We start from the raw sequence: 20,904 nt of genomic DNA on the forward strand, positions 1-20,904 counted from the left end.
AAGTCACAGGTTTTGCAGGCATGGCGAATCTTGACAGTGGTTCGTTATGGACCAAGAATATGGTTCAAATTGAACCGTTTCCTTTTGAACCAAGAGCGTACAGCCAAAATGCATTCCGAACACCATCCGGCACCTGCCTTCCAGGGCTTTCGGCCTGCTGCCCTGCCCCCCACCATCGGCATGCACGCGCCCGTGGCAGCTGCCTTGGACCAGCATCATGGCACTTGCAGCGATCTGCTTCCGCCCCTGCTGCAGGACTTCGAGCGCCTGATCGGGCTGCAGCCCACGATGGCCCTGGTGCAGCGCTGGGGTGGACTGCGCATCTACATTCCCACACCGGACAAGGTCACAGCCGAGCATCCCTATGCGGCCACCATCGGCGTGCCAGCCTTGCTCAAGCTCGCCCGTGAGTATGGAGGCCTGCCCCACTTCCAACTGCCCAGGGCAGCGCGTGCACTGCAGGCACTGCGCAACCAGCGCATCGCCGCAGACTACGCCACGGACAAGACGGCCCGGCAACTGGCTGCCGAGCATGGGATTACGGAAGGCCAGGTGGGGCGCATCGTTGCGGCGCTGGGCGTGACAGCACCGGCCAGGCGACGGCGCAATCTCGTGGGCTGAGCACAGCCACCGCGACGAAGCAAGGCCCTGGTCGCAAAAAAAGCCACCGGCGCAAGCGGGTGGCTTTGCTGCAAAGCGGACCCTGGGGTCCGCTGGGCCATGTTCAGACCATCAAGGCCAGGCTGGCTTCCAGATGCTCAGTCGGCAGGCGGCGGAAACCCGAGCGCGCGTAGCGCTGCAGGCGGCCCAGCGCGAACGATGTCAGCACGCTGGCGGCCACCTGTGCATCGACCGTCGGGGCGGAAGAGCCCAGCGCACCGGCGGCGGGGCGCAGGCACTGGCGCAGCGTGGATTCGATGCGGTCGAAGAACTGGTTCATGCGGGCCTGCAGGCGCTCGTGCTCGAAGACGATGGCATCGCCCACCATGACGCGCACCATGCCGGGGTTGCGCTCGCCAAACTGCAGCACCAGGGAGATCACGCGGCTGGCCTGGCGCATTCCATCCACTGCGGGCCGCTCTTCCTCCGGCACATCCCGCCCGACGATCTGCTGCACCAGCGTGAAGACGGATTGCTCGATGAACTCGATCAGTCCTTCGAACATCTGGGCCTTGCTGGCGAAGTGGCGGTACAGGGCTGCCTCGCTGACGCCCAGATGGGCCGCCAGCGCTGCCGTGGTGATGCGTTCTGCGCCCGGCTTCTCCAGCATGGCCGCAAGCGCCTGCAGGATCTGCTCGCGCCGCTCCCCGGGTTTGGGGCGTTTGCGCGCAGGCGTAGGGGCGGAAGCGGAGGCGGCTTCGTCGGAAACGACATCAGCGCCAGGAGCGGATAAAGGCGACAGGACTTCAGACTCGGACATAAGCAGATCAACTATTTGTAAGTAATTCTCTCACAGCCCTCGGCGGCAACTCCGCACAAAGCTGTCCCCATGAGCGCAACCGTCAGGATCGCTTGCCTGTTGCTTGCGCTGCTATTGTTTCCGAGAGCATGGCCGGCATTTGCAATGGAAGCTCCAAGCGTACCAGCAGGCCCTTGCCCTGCGCTGCGGCACCGAAAGCCAGAGTGCCCTGGTGCAGCAGGGCGATTTCTTCGGCAATGGCCAATCCCAGCCCCGTGCCGTCGCCGGCCGCGCCCTGCGCGCGGTAAAAGCGCTGCGTGATCTGCGAGCGCTCGGCCTCGGGCACGCCGGGGCCGTCGTCCTCGATCTCCAGGAAGGCCCAGCCTTGCGGCTCATCCGCAGACTGTGCCGCGCCATGGTACATGCCGCAGCGCAGCGTGACGCTGCCGCCGGGGGGCGTGTACTTGATGGCGTTGTCCACGAGGTTGGACACCAGTTCGCGCAGCAGCCAGCTGTGGCCCCAGACACTGGCCGGAGCAACGTCAAGGCCGAAGTCCAGCCCCTTGGCGCTGGCCTGGTCGAAGAACATTTCCAGCATGCTTTCGCACAGGTCCTTGAGGTCCACCTTCTGCAGCGGCTGGACTTCGGCATTGCGGGCGTCGGCACGTGACAGCGCCAGCAGCTGGCGTGCCAGCTGCGAGGTGCGCCGCGTGGCGTCGCGCAACTGCTCGATCTGCGTCACGCTGAGCACCACCTGGGCCTCGGTGCCCTTGCGCCTCGCCTCGGCCTGGGCAGCCTGCGCGCTCAGCGCCCAGGCCTCGACCTGGGCTTGCAAGGCCGCCAGCGGCGTGCGCAATTGATGGGCCGCATCGGCCACAAAGCGCCGCTGGCCTTCGGCCTGTGCGTTGACCAGTGCAAACAGGCGATTGAGCGAGCGCACCAGCGGACGGACTTCGGCCGGCGAGCTGTGCTCCGAGATGGGACTGAGGTCGCGCGGCGAGCGCCGCTCCACAGCCTGGGTCAGGGTCAGAAGCGGCCGGAAAGCCCGGCTGACCGACCAGTAGATGGCGATGCCGGCACCCGCGATCAGCAGCACGCTGGGCAGCAGCACATGCAGCAGCAACTGGCGCACCCATTGCTGGCGCACATCGCCGCCATCGGCCAGCACCAGCACCATTTCACCGGCGCCATAGGTTTCGGCGCGCATGACGGCCACGCGGTAAGTCAGGCCATCATGCTCCTGGCTGTGGAACTCGGCCAGCGGCGTGGAAGGCACGTCGAAGCGGATCCAGGTGTCGCCGGCAACGACATGGCCCTGCAAGTCACCTATGGCATATCCGACGTCGTCGCCGCGCTGGCGCAAGACGTCCTCGATGGCGGGCGTCAGCGCCACCAGGGGCGGCGTTCCCTCGGCGATCGACGGCGCCAGCACCGAATCGGCCAGCGCAGGCAGCAGGCGCAGCAAGCGCTGGTCATGCTGGGTGGAGGCTTCGTCTGCCGAGCGATAGCCGAACCAGCCGCCCATCAGTGCCAGCAGCGTCAGCGGCACCACCAGCAGCACCAGCAGGCGAAGGCGCAGATTGGCCGTCATGGGCGGTCAGCGCCTGGGACCATGCGCCATGTCCGCATCAGGCGGCGGTATGCGAGAGTTCCAGCCGATAGCCGAAGCCCCGGATGGAACGAAGCGCCACGCCATGCGGCTCCAGCTTGCTGCGCAGGCGAGAGACATAGACCTCGACGGCATTGGGCGTGATCTCGCGGTCCCAGCCCGTGAGCGCCTGCAGCAGCTTGTCCTTGCTGGCAGGCTTGGGCGCGTGGATCAGCAGGTATTCCAGCACGGTCCATTCGCGCGGACCCAGGTCGATGGGGAGCAGCTTTCCCTCGCTCTCATCGTCTTGCGCAGGCTGGCGCGCGCCGGCGCGGCGGCCTGCTGTGTCCAGCTCGATGGGACCGAAGCTCAGGACGGCCGATGTGGCTGCCTGCGAGCGGCGCAGCAGCGCGCGCAGCCGGGCCAGCAGTTCGGGAAGCTCAAAGGGCTTGACCATGTAGTCGTCGGCGCCCTGGTCCAGGCCCTGCACGCGGTCCTGCAGCGCATCGCGCGCCGTCAGGATCAGCACGGGCATGGCCGAGCTCTCCACCGCGCTGCTGCGCAGGCGGCGTGTGAGCTCCAGCCCGTCGATGCCCGGCAGGCCGATGTCGATCACGGCCAGGTCGAAGGCTTCCTGGGCCAGCACCTCCAGGGCGCGCTCGGCACTGCCGACCCAGTCCACGGCATACCCCGCATCGGACAGCCCCAGCTTGATGCCGCTGGCCACCATCACATCGTCTTCCACAAGAAGCAAACGCATATCAAACCTAAAAAACAAAAGCCGCCCAAAGGCGGCTTGCAGCAAACCGGCCCAGGCCGTCAGACCACGCCCGGGCCATGCGCGATGGTAACGCGAACCGCAAAGTCCGCGCCATCGGGCCTCAATGGCTGCGGATCATGGTGCCGTAGGCCTGGTCGGTCAGGATTTCCAGCAGCATGGCATGCGGCACGCGGCCATCGATGATGTGCACGGCGTTGACTCCCGCCTTGGCGGCATCCAGGGCGCCGCTGATCTTGGGCAGCATGCCGCCCGAGATGGTGCCGTCTGCGAACAGCGCGTCGATCTCGCGTGCCGTGAGGTCGGTCAGCAGGCTGCCGGCCTTGTCCAGCACGCCGGGGGTATTGGTCAGCAGCACGAGCTTTTCGGCCTGCAGCACGGTGGCCAGCTTGCTGGCGACCACGTCGGCATTAATGTTGTAGCTCTCGTTTTCCTCGCCAAAGCCGATGGGGCTGATCACGGGGATGAAGGCGTCATCCTGCAGTGCGCGCACCACGCTGGGGTCGATGGAGACGATGTCGCCCACCTGGCCCACGTCGTACTCGATGTTCGGATCCTTGTTGTCGACCATCTTGAGCTTGCGTGCGCGGATCAGGCCACCATCGCGCCCTGTCAGGCCCACGGCCTTGCCACCGGCCTGGTGGATCAGGCCCACGATGTCCTGCTGCACCTCGCCGGCCAGCACCCATTCCACGACTTCCATGGTTTCCGCGTCGGTCACGCGCATGCCCTGGATGAACTCGCCCTTCTTGCCCAGGCGGTTGAGGGCCGTCTCGATCTGCGGCCCGCCGCCGTGCACCACCACCGGATTCATGCCCACCAACTTCAGCAGCACCACGTCTTCCGCGAAGTCGGCCTGCAGGGCCGGATCGGTCATGGCGTTGCCGCCATACTTGATGACCATGGTCTTGCCATGGAACTTGCGGATGTAGGGCAGGGCCTGGGCGAGGATTTCGGCCTTGTCGCGGGGGGCAATCGAGAGGATATCGTTCATGGTGCTAGCCCTGGGGCGTGGAAGTAGTCAACAACAAGGCGGGCATTGTGCCGCAACTGCGCGGCAGTGTTGCATGCCCGGATGACGGAACGCCCATGGCGCCCGGACATCATCCATTGTTCTGCATCCAGCCAGGCAGCTTGAAGCGCACGATGGCCAGATAGGCGATCACATAGCTGACCACGAACAGCAGGCAAAAACCCACCAGAACGGGCGTGTTGCTCCAGAACAGCAATGCCGGCACCACGGTCAGCAGCGTGAAGGCCCACAGATAGGGCGAAGTCCGGTTATTGCGGCGCAGCATGCGCCGTGCCAGATCGTCGTCGAACACGCCGCGCACGATGCGCCGGTAGATCAACTGGTGGAAATGCAACGCATCCGCCATGCCCGGCGACATGCCGCGCATCAGTTTGCGGTAAATGGAAAACACCGTCTCCCAGACCGGATAGATCAGCAGCAGCATGGGAAACCATGGCGAGACTGCGGAATTGCGCTGCACCAGGGCAATGCTGGCCAGGGCAATCGCCAGCCCCCAGACATAGGCCCCGCCATCACCTGCAAACATCATGCCGCGCGGGTAGTTCCAGACCAGGAAGCCGCAGGTGGCGGCGGCCAGCGTCACCAGCATGGCGGCCAGGGTCCGGTCCCCCACCTGCAGGGCCACGTGGGCCAGCGCCAGGCAGATGATGGTGGCCACCATACCGGCCAGCCCGTTGTAGCCGTCGATGATGTTGAAGGCATGGGGCAACCCCGTCAGGGCCAGCACGGCCAGGCCCATGCCCAGCCAGGGCATGGCCGGACCCAATGCCTGCTCCAGCCAGGGCCAGCCGAGCCGGGGCACAGTGAGGCCGCACAGCATAACAGCCAGCACGGCGCTCAGCAGGGTCAGCACCAGCCGGTAACGCACGCTCAGGCGCTGCGATACATCCTCGATGATCCCCCCGACCACGGCCGGCAGCATGGCGGCCAGGCACACGACAACCCACAACTGCATGCGCAGCGAGGAAGGATCTCCGCGCATGCTCAGCCAGGTGCCCACCCCCCAGGAGACGGCCAGTCCGAGGTACATGGGCACGCCGCCCAGCCGTGGCACCTCGCCCACATGGAAACGCTGCGGCTTGTCGTAACCGTAGGAACTCTTCGCGTACCGCCCGGCCCAGCGCACCAGCAGTGCACAGCCGGTGCAAGACACCATGAAGGCCAATACCGCCATCCAGATCACGATGGCTCCCCGTGCAGACTGCGCAGCGAGGTCGCTGCCTGCGGCAGGGCTCGGGCCTTGCGGTAGGCCGGACGGCTCCACAGCCGCAGCAGGCTGGCCACGTGCCATGCGCCATGGCGCAGGCTGCGCCGGCTCGCCCTCTGACCCGCATGGACGACAGGCAACTCACCGCGCCGAAGCTCTCCGCCCAGCACCCGCAGGCGAAGGCACAGATCCACATCCTCACAATACATATAGAAACCTTCGTCAAACCCACGCAGCCGCATCCAGCTGTCCCGGCCCAGCACCAGGCAGGCCGCATTGACCCATTCCACACGCTGCTCCACACGTCCGTGCAACTTGCGTCGCAGCAAATTCCAGAAAGATGGCAGCTCCCGCTCGAAATCCTGCAGCGTGCCGTCTTCGCCGATCTGCGGGGGATAGGCCAGGGCCAACCCCGGCCGGGCCGCCAGCGCCAGAAGCTCTTGCAGCGGCTCTTCCTGCGCTCCCCAGTACACGTCAGGATTGATCACGCAGACAAACGCCTCCCGGGCATTCGCCAGCGCCCGGTTGTGGTTGCAGCCAAAACCCAGGGGTTGCGCATTGCGCCGGATCTCCAGGACAAAAGGCCAGCCGGTCGCTGGAGCCAGGGGCTCCGGTTCGGGAATATTGAGCGTCAGCACCACGCGGGACATCGGCGCAAGGCGCGCCGACCCCAGGCATTCAAGCAGCCTCTGTATATGAGCGCCATGTCCGTGGCTCACCACCGACACGACCAACGATGAACCCATCAATGCCGCCCTTCAGATCTTCAAATTCCAACCCGCTTACCTGCGCCGAAAAAACGGCGGCTCCGAGTATTCAGCGGAAGGCGCCCGGAAGGCGTCAGCGGGTATGCCGTGATGCAAGGAAATGCAACAGCCGCACAAAATGTCATTAACCCGCCATGCCAAGCAATCACTGCGGTGGCCGGGATTATGATGCGCGACAATCTGCCGCCCGGACTTCCGGGATTTTTTGCGCCTGGCGTGGGCGTGCTCCGCCGCTCTCTGCGGACCGGCCACGGTCGACTGGCGCAGATGAATATGACGGGCGATCGATCCCTGCCCGGACCGCGCCTGGCACCTCATTTCCTATGACCACACCCATTCCCGATCCCCACGTCTACCTGCGCACCGTCGATCTGAACGAGCGCACGTCGCTGTCCGTGCTGGCCGGTCATGTCCGGGCCCAGGCGCACATATTGGATCTGGGCTGCGGCAGCGGCGCGCTGGGCGCCTTTCTCGCCGAGCACAAGCAATGCGTCTGCGACGGCGTCACCCTGAGCCAGGAAGAGGCCCGCCATGCCGCGCCCTTCTACCGCCATGTCCATGTGGCCGACCTGGAGGACTGCGACCTGGACCGGCTCTTCGGCGACACGCGCTATGACTACATCGTCTGCGCCGACGTGCTCGAGCACCTGCGCCAGCCAGAGCGCATCCTGGCTGCCTGCCGCAAGCGGCTGACATCCGAAGGCCGTCTGCTGATCTCCGTGCCCAATGCAGGCTACAGCGGCCTGGTGGCAGAACTGCTGCACGGCGAATTCCGCTACCGCGAAGAAGGCCTGCTGGACCGCACCCACCTGCGCTTTTTCACGCGGCGCTCGCTGTCGCGCTTTCTGGCCGAGCAAGGCTGGCAGGTGGACGACATCGACACTATCGAGCGCGCTCTTCCCGAATCCGAATTCCGCGTCGCCTACGACAGCCTGCCCCCTGCCGTTGCCCGCCACCTGCTGGCCACGCCCGATGCACTGGCCTACCAGTTCATCGCCAGTGCGGCGCCCGCCGCCCAGGCGCTGCCCATCGAGCCGCCGCTGAACTACCCCCAAGGGCATGCGCTGTTCACGGCCCAGCTCTACATGGCACGCGCTGGCCGCTATGAGGAAGAGAGCAAGCTCTCCACCACCGGCATCATTGGCCAGGCACGTCAGACATTGCGCTTTGCACTGCCCGACCACAACACTTCGCTGAGCCATCTGCGCCTGGACTTGGCCGACCGGCCGGGCTTCGTGCACCTGTACCGGCTGGCCTTGCTCGATGCGCAAGGCGCCGTCGTCTGGCAATGGCGTCCCGAGGATTCGGATGCCGCCTTGCTGGGGCAACGCCCTCACCATCAGCTGGTGTGGAACGGGCCCCATCCGGCAGGCGCATTCGCGCTGATGCTGCTGCTGACCGGCGATGACCCCTGGTTCGAACTTCCCATTCCCGCAGAAACCCTGACCCCCTTGCGTGGCGCCTCGCTGGAGATCGAGATGGGATGGCCCATGTCGGCCGACTATCTGGCACTGGCCGGGGCCGTGCAGCCGCTTGAGCGGCAGATCGCGCAGGAGCGCAGCCGGGCCAATGATCTGCAGGATCAGTGGCACACACAGCGCATGCTGCTTGAGCAGCAGCACGCGCAGGATGTCCAGCAACTGGAAGAGCGAAGCGCTGCGATCCATAGACTGCAGCACCGCAATGCCCTCCTGGAAGACAGCCACCAGTCGCAGAGCAAGGAGCGCGCCATCTGGCAGCAAGAGGCCACCCGCGTACAGCGGGACTTCGCACGGCTGGAACAGCACCTGCGCGACATAGAGAACTCCACCGTCTTCCGGGCCACGCGCCCTCTCGTCCACGCCAAGATGCGCATTGACCGCCTGCTGGGCCGCACGCCCGTGCCTGCCCCCGTCCTCCATACCCCCGTACCCCAGCCGATGCCCCAGCAACCCGTCGATGTGATCGTGCCCGTATACCGGGGGCTGGACGACACACGCAACTGCATCGAGTCCGTGCTGGCCAGCCCCTGCCGCACGCACTGGCAACTGGTGGTCATCAACGATGCCAGCCCGGAGCCCGAAGTCACGGCCTGGCTGCGCGAGAAGGCGGCACAAGAGCCCCGCATCACCCTGCTGGAGAACGAGGAGAACCTCGGCTTCGTCGGCACCGTCAACCGGGGCATGGCGCTGAACACCGCCCATGACGTGCTGCTGCTCAACAGCGACACCGTGGTCGCCAATGACTGGCTGGACCGCATCCGCCAGGCTGCCTACGGCGATGCACGCATCGCCTCCGTCACTCCGTTCTCCAACAACGCCACCATCTGCAGCTACCCGCGCTTTTGCGAGGGCAACGACCTGCCGCCCGGCATGGATACGGCCGCCATCGACGCACTGTGCGCGCGCACCAACCCCGGCCAGGTGGTGGACGTGCCCACCGGCGTGGGCTTTTGCATGTACATCCGCCGCGACAGCCTGAACGCCATCGGCCTGTTCGATACCGAGCACTTCGGCAAGGGCTATGGCGAAGAAAACGACTTCTGCCAGCGTGCCGCAGAGGCTGGCTGGCGCAACCTGCATTTGCTGGACACCTTCGTGCTGCACACGGGCGGCGTGAGCTTCGGCGAAAGCAAGAGCCCGCGCGAACGTGCCGCCATGGAAACCCTGCGCCGCCTGCATCCGCGCTACGAAGCCGATGTCATGGCCTTCGTCCAGGCCGACCCTGCGCGCACCGCGCGCCTTGCGCTGGACGTGGCACGCCTGCAGGCACAGGCCGCACACCAGCCTGTGGTGCTGGCCGTGCTCCACGACCGGGCGGGCGGCACGGTGCGCCATGTGCGCGAACTGGCGCAGTTCCTGCAAGGCAAGGCGCTGTTCCTCATGCTCTCGCCAGCCGCAGGTGGCACCGTGGTATTGCGCCGTGCCGAGGAAAAGGAAGCATTCGAGCTCGCCTTCCGCATCGCCGACCAGATGGAGGAGCTGGTGCAGGCCCTGCGCCAACTGGGCGTGGTGCACGTGCACTACCAGCATCTCCTGGGCCACAGCGAAGCCATCCTGGACCTGCCAGCACGCCTGGGAGCTGCCCACGACTTCACGGCCCATGATTTCTATACCTACTGCAAGAACATCTCGCTGACCGGCATAGACAACCGCTACGTCGTGCCGCTCCGCGCGGGCGAGTGCGGCTGCTGCGAACCCACGGACACAGCCCCCTATGCCGGCACCGTGGCCCAGTGGCGCCACCGCAATGCGCTGCTGCTGAACAACGCGCGCCATGTGCTGGCCCCCAGCCAGGACACGGCCAGCCGGATTGCCGGTTTCGTGCCCGGTGCGCGCGTCCAGGCAGTTGCCCACACCGACCTGCCGGCACAGCTGCCGGCCCCGGTGGCACACCCGCTGGCCGCCACGGCCCCGCTCAAGATCGTCGTACTGGGAGCCATGAGCGCCATCAAGGGCGCCGACGTACTGGAAGCCGTGGCGATCGAAGCAGCCAAGCGGGGAGCTCCTGTGGAATTCCATCTGCTCGGCTATGGCTACCGCAGCCTGCAGACCCAGCCGCGCGCACGCCTGACCGTGCACGGCGGCTACAAGGAAGAAGAGCTGCCTGCTCTGCTGCAGTGGTTGCAGCCCGACCTGGCCTGGTTCCCTGCCCAATGGCCGGAGACCTACAGCTACACCCTGAGCGCCTGCCTGGCCGCCGGGCTGCCGATCGTCGCGCCCGACATAGGGGCCTTTCCCGAAAGGCTGGCGGGCCGCGACTGGTCCTGGGTCATGCCCTGGGACGCCAGCGCCGCCCAATGGCTGGACTTCTTCGCGCAAATACGCGAACGCCACTTCATTGAAGGGCAGCCACCGCAGCAACCCACCGCGACAGGGAGTGCGGCTGCCCAGCCGGGAGCCACTTTCTATGGCGACGGTTATCTCCAGGGGCTGCAGCCGCGCGATCAGGCCCTGCTCCAGCCACTGGATGCGGCCTTCCTTGCCACACATCGCCTGCAACGCCAGGACCATGCTGCAAGATCGGGGGCCTTGATCCTGCTGGCCCATCTGCGCTCGCTACCCATCCTGCGCGGCGTGGCCAGACGCATTCCCGCGCACTGGCAGCGCCGGGTCAAGAATTGGCTGCAGGCCTAGGCGCCGCCCAGGCAACGCCCGCCATCGCTGCGCCATCCGGATGCAGGGCCGCTCCACGCCATACCATGACATCAAGGCCAGGCCCAATGTCAAGGCAAGCGACAGCAGCATGCAGATGCCCAATGACCAGCCCTCACGCAGGCAAATGGCCGTCATGGCCTGCTGGACGGGGAAGGCGTAGATGTAGACGCCATAAGAAAGATCGGTGCGCCAACGGTGGCTTGCGGCCACATGGCCTGCATGGGCAAGATAAAAACTTGCGCAGGCCACCAATCCCCATACTGCCACTTGGCGCATCCAGGTGCTGGCGGTGAGCAATGCGCATACAGCCAGCACCAGCGCGGCTGCAGCCATCCATGTGCGATGGCGTATGCCATACGCAGCCATCGTGCTTCCCAGAAAGAAGGGAACACCAAATCCGCAGAAGTCCCGCCAGCGGAACATATCGACCAGCGGGGTGTGGATGGCATCCAGGCCCTGGTCCCACCCCTTGACTCTGGACATCTGCCACAGGATCGCCAGTACGCCAGCCATGAGGGGATGGATCCAGCGCTTGCCTCTTGCAAGCCATGCCAAGGTGGCCAGCACAAGGTACATCGCCAGCTCATACCGCAACGTCCACAGGGACCCGTTGACCGTATAGGCAAAGGGATTGGATTCGAATACGCCCGGCAGTATCTGAACCGTGGCCTGCCCTGTCATATTGTTGATCAGATGACTCCAGGTTTGCGGTGACTGCCAGTACTGCAGCGAATCAAGCGAGGTCATCGCCCAGCCGATGACGAAAACCGAGAAAACCACGGCCATGATCAGGCCCGGAAAAATCCGCATCAGCCGCCTCAGCCAGAAGGCATGCCAGACCGGCTCGCGCATCCAACTCTGGCATACCAGATACCCGCTCATGAAGAAGAATACATAGACCGCAAGCGACCCCAGGCTGTGGCCGGCAAAGGGTTCGGCAAGACGCAGGCGGTAAAGAAACTCTCCGTGCGCAACAAACACTGCAAGCGCCGCCGTCAAGCGCAGCATGTCAAAGCGGTTCCCCCTCTCTTCAACGCTGCGCATGACACTCCCTTCTAGGTGCGGAACACCAAGTGTTTGAGCCGCAGCATCGGCGACTCGACCAAGTGCCAGGAGGCATAACCAGCAGCCAGCGCAAGCAGCCATGCAAGCGCCAGACTGGAGTGGAATGGCAGCTGAGGCCACAGTGCCTGAACTGCCTGCTGGATGGGACAACCCAGCACGTAGACACCATAAGAAGGATCTCCGAGTCGATGCAACCCGGAAAACACCCTAGAGCGCATGGAACCCAAATAGATGAGCAGCGGCGGCAGCAGCAGCAGGCCGGCAGAGTGCTCCAGCTTCAAGCCAAAGAAAAGCACCGCAGCCACAGGTGCCAGGATCAACAGCAAGTTTCGACCATGGGCAGCAAAGGCAGGCTGCAATAGCGCGATCAGCGAGCCATAGGCGAAATAGGCCGGATACTCGAACCAATGAAACATGGTTCCAGCCAAATCGGCATTGCGCTGTGTCAGGAAAAAGACCAGATATCCGGCTGCGGCCAGGCTGGCAAGAAGCCTGGACCGCAGCACGCCCAATATGCCCAGTGCAGCAAGCACCACGTAGCACATCAGCTCGATGGGGATGGTCCACAAAGGGCCGTTCATCAACCCTGGCAGCGGATTGGAAGAAAACACGCCCGGCATGAAGGCGTAGTCCTTGATCAGCAGCAGATTGCGCCAGTGATCCAGGGTCTGCGGATGAAGCCAGAACTCCTTCAGCGGCAATGAAGTAAATGCCGGGCCGAACAGCAGCACGCCAGCCACAACAGCCACCAGCATGCCCGGCCACAACCGCAACAGACGCTTGGCCATGAATGCCGTCGCACGGGGATCACGCAGCCAGCTCAGCGTGACAAGAAAGCCGCTGATCGTGAAGAAAGTCATCACTGCCACGCCGCCCACCATGTCCGCATGCAGCCACGATGGTGGTCTGGTGCCCGTGATATGGAAATGATGGCTGTAAATGACTGCAGATGCAGCGGCTATGCGCAGTGCATCAAAGCCATTGGAATATGCAGGCCGCACGGGTGAAGAGATCGTGGGGGCCGGCTCCTGCATGGCTTCGTCAGGTCTTGCCCAACAGCAGCAAAATCTCGTTGTTGCGCAGCCACTCCTCGGGGTAGCGCCCCGCCAGCGCCTCGGGAATGGCCATGTCCACCTGGCGCCGCTCCTCGCGCAACACCTCAAAGCCGGCCTGGCGAGCGATATCGACCAGCTCGTCTGCCGTCAACCGGTTCAGCGCCTGGTACTCCTTGAAGACAAAGCGCTTGTAGCCATCGACACCGAAATCGGCAAAGCCGAAGTCCACCTCGGCGGCGTCCAGCGGACCTTCATGCTTTTCGATGATGCTCCACAACTCCTCCTCCGACGCCAGCAAGTGGTGCCAGGGCACATCGTCGTAGCGGCGCAGGTGCGAGCCCCAGGGAGAATGAAACAAGGGCTCGATCTGCAGGAAGAACACGCCTCCCGGGCGCAGGCAGGCATGCAGGTCGGACAGGATCGGCAGCACCTTGTCGCGCTGCACATGCTCGAAGGTAGACCAACTGAGCAATCCGTCATAGTTCGCATGCCGGCCGGCCAATGGCGAATTCGGCACGATGGTCTCGAAGCTCAGCGCAGCGGGAATGCGCGACATGCCCAACTGCTCGCGTGCAATGCGCGGCAGCTTGGCGTACTCCTGGCGGATATCGATGCCATGGATGGAGGTTGCGCCATGGCGCAGTACCAAAGCCAGATCGGTGATGCCATCGCCGCAGCCGAAATTCAGCAACCTGGCCTTGGACAAATCCAATGACTGTCCCAGCCAGTCATGGACCAGATCCGCTGCATAGTTGAAATGCGCACGAAACCACTCATCGGTGATCTTGCCGGCGTCCCATGGCGCCAGGCCCAACAGCCTCTCCTGCAAACGCAGCATCCAACTCATGCAATCATCCTCTTTGTTCTATATACAGCGCTTACAGCCGCTGCAGCACATAGGCATCCTGGTGGTTCCAGAAATGCACAAGTGATCGATGGCGCAGCGCATCGGCGCCCCAGGTTTCGGCAATGCGATCCAAGACGAATTGCTCGGAAGTGAACGCCGTTCCATACTCATTGGCATCGATGGCATTCGACTCGCTGGACGGGGCAAAGAAAAATCCCTCGTCATCCAGCTTCACGCTGTCGAAATCTGCGGCCTTCATGCCGTGCGTGCTGAAAACCAGCAACCCGCCAGGAGCCACCGCATCACGCAGCACCTGCAGCCAGCGCGTCCAGGTCGAGCGCGGCAGATGGCTGAACAGCGAGAGCACGAACACCAGTTCGTACTGCTGCGGCCAGCGTACCTGCTCCGGCACGCTGGCCGACGCAAAGCCCTTCACGCCGAAGGTCTGCTGCGAAAAATCCACAGCATCGACCACGATGTCCGAGACCGTGACCCGTTCCGCCCCCAGCGCCTTGACCAGGTGCCGCGTAAAGCGGCCGTGACCACTCGCGAACTCCAGGACGCTGGCCGTGCGCAGCAAAGGCTTGTCCACAGCCTCCAGCAGCAGCATCAGCTCCGACAGCGTGCGCCAACCGTCGGCGAAGTAGTCGCGCAGGGGATTCAGGCTGGAAGGGTGGCCGCAGAAAAATCCGAAGATATCGTCCTGGGGCGAAATCCGGCACTCCAGCCCCATGATGTTGGAGAACGAGCCCACAAGGCCATGGGCCTCAATCAGTTCATGCGCCTGAAGCAGCGTATCGCGCTCGCTGCGGGCCCGCACCAGGACCTGGGCTGCTCCAGCCAAGTCTCCTTGAACCAAAAGCTGCTGCGCCTCAAGCAACAGTCGCTGTCCTTCACTGGTTATCGCGGGGGAAGAATTCGTTGTATTCATCGGTATATCAAAAATTGCGGGAGATCGGCTTTGCCGCCGACCTCAGCTCACCAGGCGCCTCAACCCGGGAATCGAAAAAAGAGTCAGCGAGGTCAGGGCAGACAAGGCAAACACCACCAGCGTCAGCACTGGCCAGTATCCGCCTGCCTGCGGCAGGCCATAGCCCCAGCGCGCCAGCATGTCGATCCAGAATGGGTGGATGGCATAGATGCCCAGGGTCACCTTGCCCAGGTGGTTGACCCAGGCGGGCACGGCTTGAGGCGGCAGGCGCAATGCCAGCAAAAACACCGAGAAAGTCAGCAGCATCGCAAAGGGGCTGCGGTTGCTGTAGAAAAGCACGAAGGCCCAATCCTTGAGCACCGGATAGGCCACCGCCACGCCAACCGCCATGCCCGCAACACCCAGCACTACACCGGCCACAAGCTGCCAAGTGGCAATGCGCACCGGACGCCGCAGCAGATAGTAGCCACCCAGGAAATAGACAACAAACAAGGGAGCAAGGCCAATGAAGCTGGCATGCGATGTCTTTTGCAGCGTCTGAGCGATGGAGGCAAACCAGGTCATTCCTGCCGCCACCATCAAAAGGTGGCGCCAGCCTGGCCCCTCCCCCACGCCCAGGACCGCGTAACGCATGGCCGGCATCATCAGATAAAGGCCCAGCATCATGTACATGAACCACAGGTGGTACCAGGGGCTGCCCAGCACGACATCCTGCACGATACCGGGCCAGGTGATGCCGCCCCACATCCATTCACGCCAGGCGAAATAGAACACCGACCAGAACAGCAGTGCAGGCAGCAGGCGGGACAATCGCTGGCCGACAAAACCCCAGGGATCACGCTCTGCAGGACGCGCCAGCAATACGGCTCCCCCGACCATCACGAACATCGAGCTGCCGAAACGCCCTGCCGCATCGCCAATATTGGCCACCCACCAGCCCAGGCTGTGCACGTCTACCTGAGAGACCCGCAGAACCGCCGTGTGCACCATGATCACGGCGAACGATGCCAGCACCTTGAGCAAATTCAAGCGCGGATCAACGCCCCTCCTCGCTTCGCCGGTGGGTGACGCGTGCTGCTGCAATCGTGCCGACTCCTGCGCCATCGTTCAGCTCCAGTGATGAGGAAGGCGCACAAGCCCTGGCAACGGCTTTGGGAAGATAAAGCGCAGATGCAGGAACTGGAACCACTCGTCATAGACGGCAAGTCCCGTCTCATCGAACAGGAAGGCACTGATCACATAGTCCCCGCTGTGCAAAGGCAGCTCGGGAAAGGTCAACACCGTCTGCCAGCTTCCATCCGGCAGTTGACGCGGGAACGCATTGTCTTCGTGGGTGGCCAGCGAGGTGATTCCCACGCCTTTGGATTGCTCGATCATGAAGCCTATGTGGGGCCGCTCATTGCCACGTCCTCGCGCCGTGATGGTAACCACCAGATCCTGGCTCTGCAGCAGTCCAGGTTGGTCGCCCACGGGCTCCGCAAGGTCCTTCACATCCACCGACAGGATGCAGGCCGTGCCGCTGTCTACCGCAGCCACGGGGCTTGCAGGAGACGCCGTGGCCTCGCATGCCTTTTCCTCCTCATGGCCCGGCACCTGCGGCGCAACCGCGCCCTCCAGTGCCAGCTGCTCACGCTCCTGGCGTTCGCGGGTATGCAGATCGTAGGCGGCCAGCACCGGCTCGGTATCACCGAACTGTGCCACCTGTCCACCGCGCAACCACAGCGCAGCATCACAGAGATGGCGAATGTGATACGGACTGTGGGAGCAGAACAGGATGGTGCAGCCGCTGTTGCGGAACGCCATGATGCGCTCTATGCACTTCTTCTGGAAATGCTGGTCGCCCACGGCAAGAGCCTCGTCGATGATCAGCACATCCGGCTGCACCGCCGTCACCAACGCAAACGCCAACCGAACGGTCATGCCTGACGAATAGGTCTTGACCGGGCGCTCCATCGCCTCGCCCAGCTCTGCAAAGGCAGCAATCTCAGGCTCCAGCTCGCGCATGCGTTCGGGACTGATGCCGATCAGGCTACCGCCGAAATACAGATTGTCCCGGCCGCTGAAATCAGGATGGAAGCCCGCGCCCAACTCAAGGATGGCCGTCACCCGGCCCACCCGCTCGATCGTTCCGAAACTGGGCTGCAAGGTGCCCGCCAGCAGCTTCAGCAGCGAGCTCTTCCCCGCACCGTTATCTCCGATCACGCCAATGCACTGGCCGCGGCGCAGTTCGAACGACACATCACGCAGCGCCCAATGGCTACGGTGCGTGGCAGCGCCCGTCAGCAGCGCCTTGAACCGTGCACGCGGCGACGGGTAAAGCTTGTATTCCTTGCCCAGGTCACGCACGCGCAGGACCAGATCTTCGGGCAGCTCGACATGCTTGGCGTTCATAGCCAGTCCACCAATTGATCGCGGCTGCGCCGCACCAGGCCGTTGAGCAGCACGGCCAGCACCAAGAGCCATGCGACAAGCGCCACCCACACGGAGGCCTGCGGCCACAATCCCTGAAGCAACACGTTCTGGTAACCCAGCACCAGCGCCGTCATGGGGTTGGCCCAGAGCACCCAGCGCCACCGCTCAGGAAACAAGGCCAAGGGAAACAGAATGGGTGACAGATAAATCCCCACCGACAAAAGGAAGGTCACCAGCTGGCCTACGTCACGCAGCGCCGCCGTCAGGATGGCCAGTGCATAGGCCAGCAGTGCGCACAGCAGCAATTGACCCAGCAACAGCGGCACCAAGGCCAGCATCGATGCATTCAATCCGTGCTGCGGCAGATAGGCCAAAGCCACCAGCACGAGCAGCGGCCCGAAGATCACGCTGCTGGCCAAAACGGCCCGCAGGGGGAACAGCACAGGCGGCAGAGGGTTCTTCTGCAGGATGCCGCCCGCCTCGATGAGACTGTTCATGCCGCGCGACGTGGCATCGCAGAACGCCATCCAGGGCAGGGCGCCTACGACCAGGAACGCACCTACGGCATGCGTGGGCGCGTTGTCCCCCAGGCGCATGGAGAACACCACGTCAAAGACAAGATAGTAGGCCGCCACCGTGAGCAGCGGCTGCAGATAGGGCCAGAGCACGCCAGCGGCCGTGCCTGCGTGGCGAGCCGCCACCTCGCGCCGGGTCATCACCCACAGCAGGCTGCGGGCCTGCCACAGCGCGCGGCATTCGCCGAGTAGAGAGTACATTGTTATGCGAAAAGTGCCGCAGCCGCCCCATGGACGATGCGGCACCTAGAGTCATGCCAAACCTCGTATTTTCGCGCATCATTTCTGAATGCGCTCGTCTTTATGGTGAAGCTTTCATTCGCTTGCAACCAAGCAAAGTGTGCATGCCCCTGCCCAGGGGGCCATGTACCCAAGATTCAGAGGATGGCCTTGCGCCTGCCAAGCATCAAGGATTGGGCGACTTGGTGGTAGCAAAGGACTCTGCGGCAGCAGCATCCAGAGTGCCATCCTTGCGGATTTTTTCGGCGGCGATGGCGCGCGCTTCCTGAGCCGCAGAGTTACGAATACCCTTGACCAGTTCATCACGTACTTCCGCAAAAGGCTTGACACCGGCTGGCCGCAACTCCTCCAACTGGATGATGTGGAAGCCGAACTTCGACTCCACCACGCCACTCAAGTCACCAGGCTTTTGCAGTGCGAAGACCGCCTGCTCGAATTCAGGCACCATTCGGCCCTTGCCAAAAAATCCCAACTCACCGCCCCGTGCACCACTGCCCTTGTCAGCGGAATGCTCCTTGGCCAGCGCAGCGAAGTCCCCGCCATTCTTGATCTCATCCAGTAGTCGATCCGCCTTTGCCCGTGCTTCGGAATCCTTGCCGGAGATCAGGATGTGTCGCGCACGCACTTCCCCGTCCACCTTGAAACGATCGGGTTGGGCTTGGTAAAGGGTAAGCGCCTGCTTTTCAGCCACTTCGACGCTGGGCATGTTTTTCTCGTCAAGCGCAGCCAGCCAAGCGTCAGCTAACACCTTGTCGCGCGCTACCTGGAGAGATGCCTGCACCTGTGAATCGCGATCCATGCCATGTTGTTGCGCCATCTGGGCCATCGTACGCAACACATAAAGGTCTGACGCCATCTTCCCCACGTTCTGCGAGCGGCCAAGAATCATGGGACGCACCTCGGGCGGAATGCGCTGCGCGTCGGCCAGCACATCCTGCGAAGAAATGGCGATGCCTTTGCCTTGCACTAGCACGGACGGAGCAGTTGCAGGCTGTGCCGCAACCGGGGCAATCTTGTCAGCCGAATGCGCACCATGGGCAGCGAAAGCCAGAACCAGGGCCAGCGAAACCGAGCTCAAACGTTGAATAGATACAGTCATAAGCCTTTGTGTTGATACAAGCGAAAAAAGGCGGGAGTTTCCTCCCGCCTTTCCTAGATCACGCTTGCGCGTGAAAGTGCCCGCCGATTAACGGTATGCGTGGGGCCAAGTGATGCCGTAGGTGCCCACGGTACCAGGAGCGGCTTCGGGGTTGGTCAGCTTCAGGAAAGCTGCACCCAGCACAGGAGCCTTGGTGGAGAAGCTCATCTGGCTCCAGCCGTTGACGTACGGAGCAGCAACGCTTTGGCGTGCCACTTGTGCGCCCAGGGCAGAGTTGTCGGTCGAGAATGCCAGCACGCTGACTTCGCCGCACAGACGGGTCTTCTGCACGTCGCTAGGCGACCACACTGCACCATCTTGCTGCTGCGACTCTTCACGATCCCAGAAAGGCTGCTCGGAAGCGGTCACGCAGATCTGACCAGCATCGTTCACATCGGTGTTGGAACCCGTTGCGAAGATGTTGTCAACCTTTGCGATTTCATCGTTGATGAAACGATAGGCTGTGGTGTCACTAACAGCACCAGCGCCGCCCGTCAGGTTCGTACCGGTCACCAGGCCAACCTTTTGGTTCACTGCACCAGCTGCGTAGTTAGCAGCGATGGTGTAGCGACGTGTGGGCATGGAGAACACCCAGTCGGTCTTGGCCGAGATGGCGGGAGCCGTAGCGAACTGGTTGATCACCGAGGTGCGGGCAATGGCAGCCGTCAGGGCAGCAGCTTGCACGTCAGCGTCGGTCACGCCAGCTTCGTAAGGCGTCGACAGATCAGGCACGTCGTAGTGCTGCGAAGGCAGCACGCCAGACACGATCAGCGGATCAGCCGTTTGCAGCAGAGCCGTGCCGTTCTTCTGGGGCGAGAACACGTTCACCGTGGTGGCGTCCGACACGATAGCAGGCGTAGCGCCCGAGAAAGTGGTGGATTCAGCCACGTTGATCACATACCACGAACCAGTCAGACCACCGGTGGGGATGGTCAGATCGTTCACACCGCTGCCAGGCAGGGCGAGGTTGGTTGCGTTAGGCGCAGGCGTGACATTCAGAGTCTGCTGCAGCACTGCGGGCGTGCAAGGAGCCACGCCATTGACGTGCTTGATGGCCTTGTACAGACCCTTGTCAGCCGTAGTAGCCGGAATGTCTGCCATGTTCAGGATTTCGACATAGCCTTCGCGAGTTTGCGCGGCCTTGTCGGCAGCTGTCCAGCCAGTCTTGCTCAGACGGTTGGTCACGAAAGGATACTGTTGACCCTTGGCCATAGCGGGCAACGTGCAGGTGTTGTCGCTGGTAGTCAGTTGAGCCTTGCCGCCAGCGTCTGCCGTCACGGCACCAGTCCACACGTCACCAGGCGACAGGAAGACTTGGAAGTCAAGCACGTCGTCGGAGTTGGAAGCGCCGCGGAAACGCACCTTCACAGCCTTACCGTTCAGGGTATCGGTGTTGGTCAGGTGGAACACGGACATGTTGCCATTCTGGACGGTGTAGTAAGGCACCACCAGGATGTGACCCAGGCCGCTCTCGTTCACGCTCAGGGCTGCGGAAGCAGCACCGGCGAAGCCCAGGCCACCAACCATGGCAGCAATGCTCAGGGCCAGAACATTTTTCTTCATAAGAACTATCTCCAGTAAAAAGATAAGGTAGTTGCAACCACCACGATTGATCGCCGGGGAATCGTAGCACAGCCAATCGTGCCCCCATATCGCTTTTTGGAAGCACTCAAGCGGAGTTTTGCGAAAAAAACAACACTCCCCCTAGCGAGCGCCGTTACAGGGACTGCGCA

The 20,904-nt window shown here is 63.3% G+C and carries 17 protein-coding genes; 2 read left to right on the forward strand and 15 right to left on the reverse strand.

The annotated features are described in order from the left end of the window. Positions 1-108: 108 nt before the first annotated feature. On the forward strand, positions 109-621 hold the full coding sequence (locus tag ACUTR7_RS05100; RefSeq protein WP_445608287.1) for a Mor transcription activator family protein: 513 nt from the start codon (positions 109-111) through the stop codon (positions 619-621). Between the two features lie 103 nt (positions 622-724). Here the strand turns inward: ACUTR7_RS05100 and slmA are convergent, their stop codons facing one another. The 6 genes from slmA to ACUTR7_RS05130 form a co-directional block, all read right to left on the reverse strand. Further along, a complete protein-coding gene (gene slmA, locus ACUTR7_RS05105; protein ID WP_012203254.1) occupies positions 725-1,420 on the reverse strand; it encodes a nucleoid occlusion factor SlmA in 696 nt (231 codons plus the stop codon). An 82-nt stretch (positions 1,421-1,502) separates the two neighbouring features. Then, positions 1,503-2,990 carry a sensor histidine kinase gene (locus ACUTR7_RS05110; RefSeq protein ID WP_123694099.1) on the reverse strand — a complete coding sequence of 496 codons (1,488 nt, stop codon included), beginning with the start codon at positions 2,988-2,990 and terminating at the stop codon, positions 1,503-1,505. 37 nt (positions 2,991-3,027) lie between these two features. Next, positions 3,028-3,747, reverse strand: a complete 720-nt coding sequence (locus ACUTR7_RS05115; RefSeq protein WP_012203252.1) for a response regulator transcription factor — start codon at positions 3,745-3,747, stop codon at positions 3,028-3,030. Positions 3,748-3,868: 121 nt separating this feature from the next. Beyond that, a complete protein-coding gene (argB, locus tag ACUTR7_RS05120; RefSeq protein WP_012203251.1) occupies positions 3,869-4,759 on the reverse strand; it encodes an acetylglutamate kinase in 891 nt (296 codons plus the stop codon). A 109-nt stretch (positions 4,760-4,868) separates the two neighbouring features. Further along, positions 4,869-5,972: a glycosyltransferase family 4 protein gene (locus ACUTR7_RS05125; RefSeq protein WP_202757976.1), complete on the reverse strand. Its 1,104-nt coding sequence runs from the start codon at positions 5,970-5,972 to the stop codon at positions 4,869-4,871. A gap of 5 nt (positions 5,973-5,977) precedes the next feature. Then, positions 5,978-6,751 carry a glycosyltransferase family 2 protein gene (locus ACUTR7_RS05130; protein WP_445608288.1) on the reverse strand — a complete coding sequence of 258 codons (774 nt, stop codon included), beginning with the start codon at positions 6,749-6,751 and terminating at the stop codon, positions 5,978-5,980. 344 nt (positions 6,752-7,095) lie between these two features. Between ACUTR7_RS05130 and ACUTR7_RS05135 the strand changes: the two genes are divergently transcribed. Then, positions 7,096-10,887, forward strand: coding sequence for a methyltransferase domain-containing protein (locus ACUTR7_RS05135; protein WP_445608289.1), 3,792 nt, complete (start codon positions 7,096-7,098; stop codon positions 10,885-10,887). Here ACUTR7_RS05135 and ACUTR7_RS05140 read toward each other — a convergent pair. From ACUTR7_RS05140 to ACUTR7_RS05180, 9 genes are all read right to left on the reverse strand, one after another. Then, a complete protein-coding gene (locus ACUTR7_RS05140) occupies positions 10,810-11,952 on the reverse strand; it encodes an acyltransferase family protein (RefSeq protein WP_445608290.1) in 1,143 nt (380 codons plus the stop codon). The two genes, ACUTR7_RS05135 and ACUTR7_RS05140, sit on opposite strands and share 78 nt — an antisense overlap. An 11-nt stretch (positions 11,953-11,963) precedes the next feature. Next, complete coding sequence (locus ACUTR7_RS05145) at positions 11,964-13,007, reverse strand: acyltransferase family protein (protein ID WP_232533513.1); 1,044 nt, start codon at positions 13,005-13,007, stop codon at positions 11,964-11,966. A 7-nt stretch (positions 13,008-13,014) separates the two neighbouring features. Then, positions 13,015-13,875 carry a class I SAM-dependent methyltransferase gene (locus ACUTR7_RS05150; RefSeq protein ID WP_445608291.1) on the reverse strand — a complete coding sequence of 287 codons (861 nt, stop codon included), beginning with the start codon at positions 13,873-13,875 and terminating at the stop codon, positions 13,015-13,017. Positions 13,876-13,906: 31 nt separating this feature from the next. Continuing rightward, complete coding sequence (locus ACUTR7_RS05155; protein ID WP_232240475.1) at positions 13,907-14,719, reverse strand: class I SAM-dependent methyltransferase; 813 nt, start codon at positions 14,717-14,719, stop codon at positions 13,907-13,909. 129 nt (positions 14,720-14,848) lie between these two features. Further along, positions 14,849-15,910, reverse strand: coding sequence for an acyltransferase (locus ACUTR7_RS05160; protein ID WP_445608292.1), 1,062 nt, complete (start codon positions 15,908-15,910; stop codon positions 14,849-14,851). A 3-nt stretch (positions 15,911-15,913) separates the two neighbouring features. After that, positions 15,914-17,197 (reverse strand): ABC transporter ATP-binding protein, encoded by a 1,284-nt coding sequence (locus tag ACUTR7_RS05165; RefSeq protein WP_445608293.1) that lies wholly within the window; start codon positions 17,195-17,197, stop codon positions 15,914-15,916. Then, positions 17,194-17,994 carry an ABC transporter permease gene (locus ACUTR7_RS05170; protein ID WP_445608294.1) on the reverse strand — a complete coding sequence of 267 codons (801 nt, stop codon included), beginning with the start codon at positions 17,992-17,994 and terminating at the stop codon, positions 17,194-17,196. The genes ACUTR7_RS05165 and ACUTR7_RS05170 overlap by 4 nt, the downstream gene beginning before the upstream one ends. A 205-nt stretch (positions 17,995-18,199) precedes the next feature. Then, positions 18,200-19,132: a foldase protein PrsA gene (locus tag ACUTR7_RS05175; protein WP_096915026.1), complete on the reverse strand. Its 933-nt coding sequence runs from the start codon at positions 19,130-19,132 to the stop codon at positions 18,200-18,202. An 87-nt stretch (positions 19,133-19,219) separates the two neighbouring features. Continuing rightward, positions 19,220-20,734: a cell surface protein gene (locus ACUTR7_RS05180; RefSeq protein WP_445608295.1), complete on the reverse strand. Its 1,515-nt coding sequence runs from the start codon at positions 20,732-20,734 to the stop codon at positions 19,220-19,222. Between the last annotated feature and the right edge of the window lie 170 nt (positions 20,735-20,904).

The organism is Delftia sp. NA_296.1, from assembly GCF_052692095.1.

Bases quoted from the DNA above. Each gene is read 5' to 3' on its own strand.
- ACUTR7_RS05125 (WP_202757976.1), bottom strand. From the start codon at position 5,972: ATGGCGGTATTGGCCTTCATGGTGTCTTGCACCGGCTGTGCACTGCTG.
- ACUTR7_RS05175 (WP_096915026.1), bottom strand. From the start codon at position 19,132: ATGACTGTATCTATTCAACGTTTGAGCTCGGTTTCGCTGGCCCTGGTT.
- ACUTR7_RS05110 (WP_123694099.1), bottom strand. From the start codon at position 2,990: ATGACGGCCAATCTGCGCCTTCGCCTGCTGGTGCTGCTGGTGGTGCCG.
- ACUTR7_RS05130 (WP_445608288.1), bottom strand. From the start codon at position 6,751: ATGGGTTCATCGTTGGTCGTGTCGGTGGTGAGCCACGGACATGGCGCT.
- ACUTR7_RS05160 (WP_445608292.1), bottom strand. From the start codon at position 15,910: ATGGCGCAGGAGTCGGCACGATTGCAGCAGCACGCGTCACCCACCGGC.
- argB (WP_012203251.1), bottom strand. From the start codon at position 4,759: ATGAACGATATCCTCTCGATTGCCCCCCGCGACAAGGCCGAAATCCTC.
- ACUTR7_RS05145 (WP_232533513.1), bottom strand. From the start codon at position 13,007: ATGCAGGAGCCGGCCCCCACGATCTCTTCACCCGTGCGGCCTGCATAT.
- ACUTR7_RS05135 (WP_445608289.1), top strand. From the start codon at position 7,096: ATGACCACACCCATTCCCGATCCCCACGTCTACCTGCGCACCGTCGAT.
- ACUTR7_RS05115 (WP_012203252.1), bottom strand. From the start codon at position 3,747: ATGCGTTTGCTTCTTGTGGAAGACGATGTGATGGTGGCCAGCGGCATC.
- ACUTR7_RS05165 (WP_445608293.1), bottom strand. From the start codon at position 17,197: ATGAACGCCAAGCATGTCGAGCTGCCCGAAGATCTGGTCCTGCGCGTG.
- ACUTR7_RS05140 (WP_445608290.1), bottom strand. From the start codon at position 11,952: ATGCGCAGCGTTGAAGAGAGGGGGAACCGCTTTGACATGCTGCGCTTG.
- ACUTR7_RS05100 (WP_445608287.1), top strand. From the start codon at position 109: ATGCATTCCGAACACCATCCGGCACCTGCCTTCCAGGGCTTTCGGCCT.
- ACUTR7_RS05180 (WP_445608295.1), bottom strand. From the start codon at position 20,734: ATGAAGAAAAATGTTCTGGCCCTGAGCATTGCTGCCATGGTTGGTGGC.
- slmA (WP_012203254.1), bottom strand. From the start codon at position 1,420: ATGTCCGAGTCTGAAGTCCTGTCGCCTTTATCCGCTCCTGGCGCTGAT.
- ACUTR7_RS05150 (WP_445608291.1), bottom strand. From the start codon at position 13,875: ATGAGTTGGATGCTGCGTTTGCAGGAGAGGCTGTTGGGCCTGGCGCCA.
- ACUTR7_RS05170 (WP_445608294.1), bottom strand. From the start codon at position 17,994: ATGTACTCTCTACTCGGCGAATGCCGCGCGCTGTGGCAGGCCCGCAGC.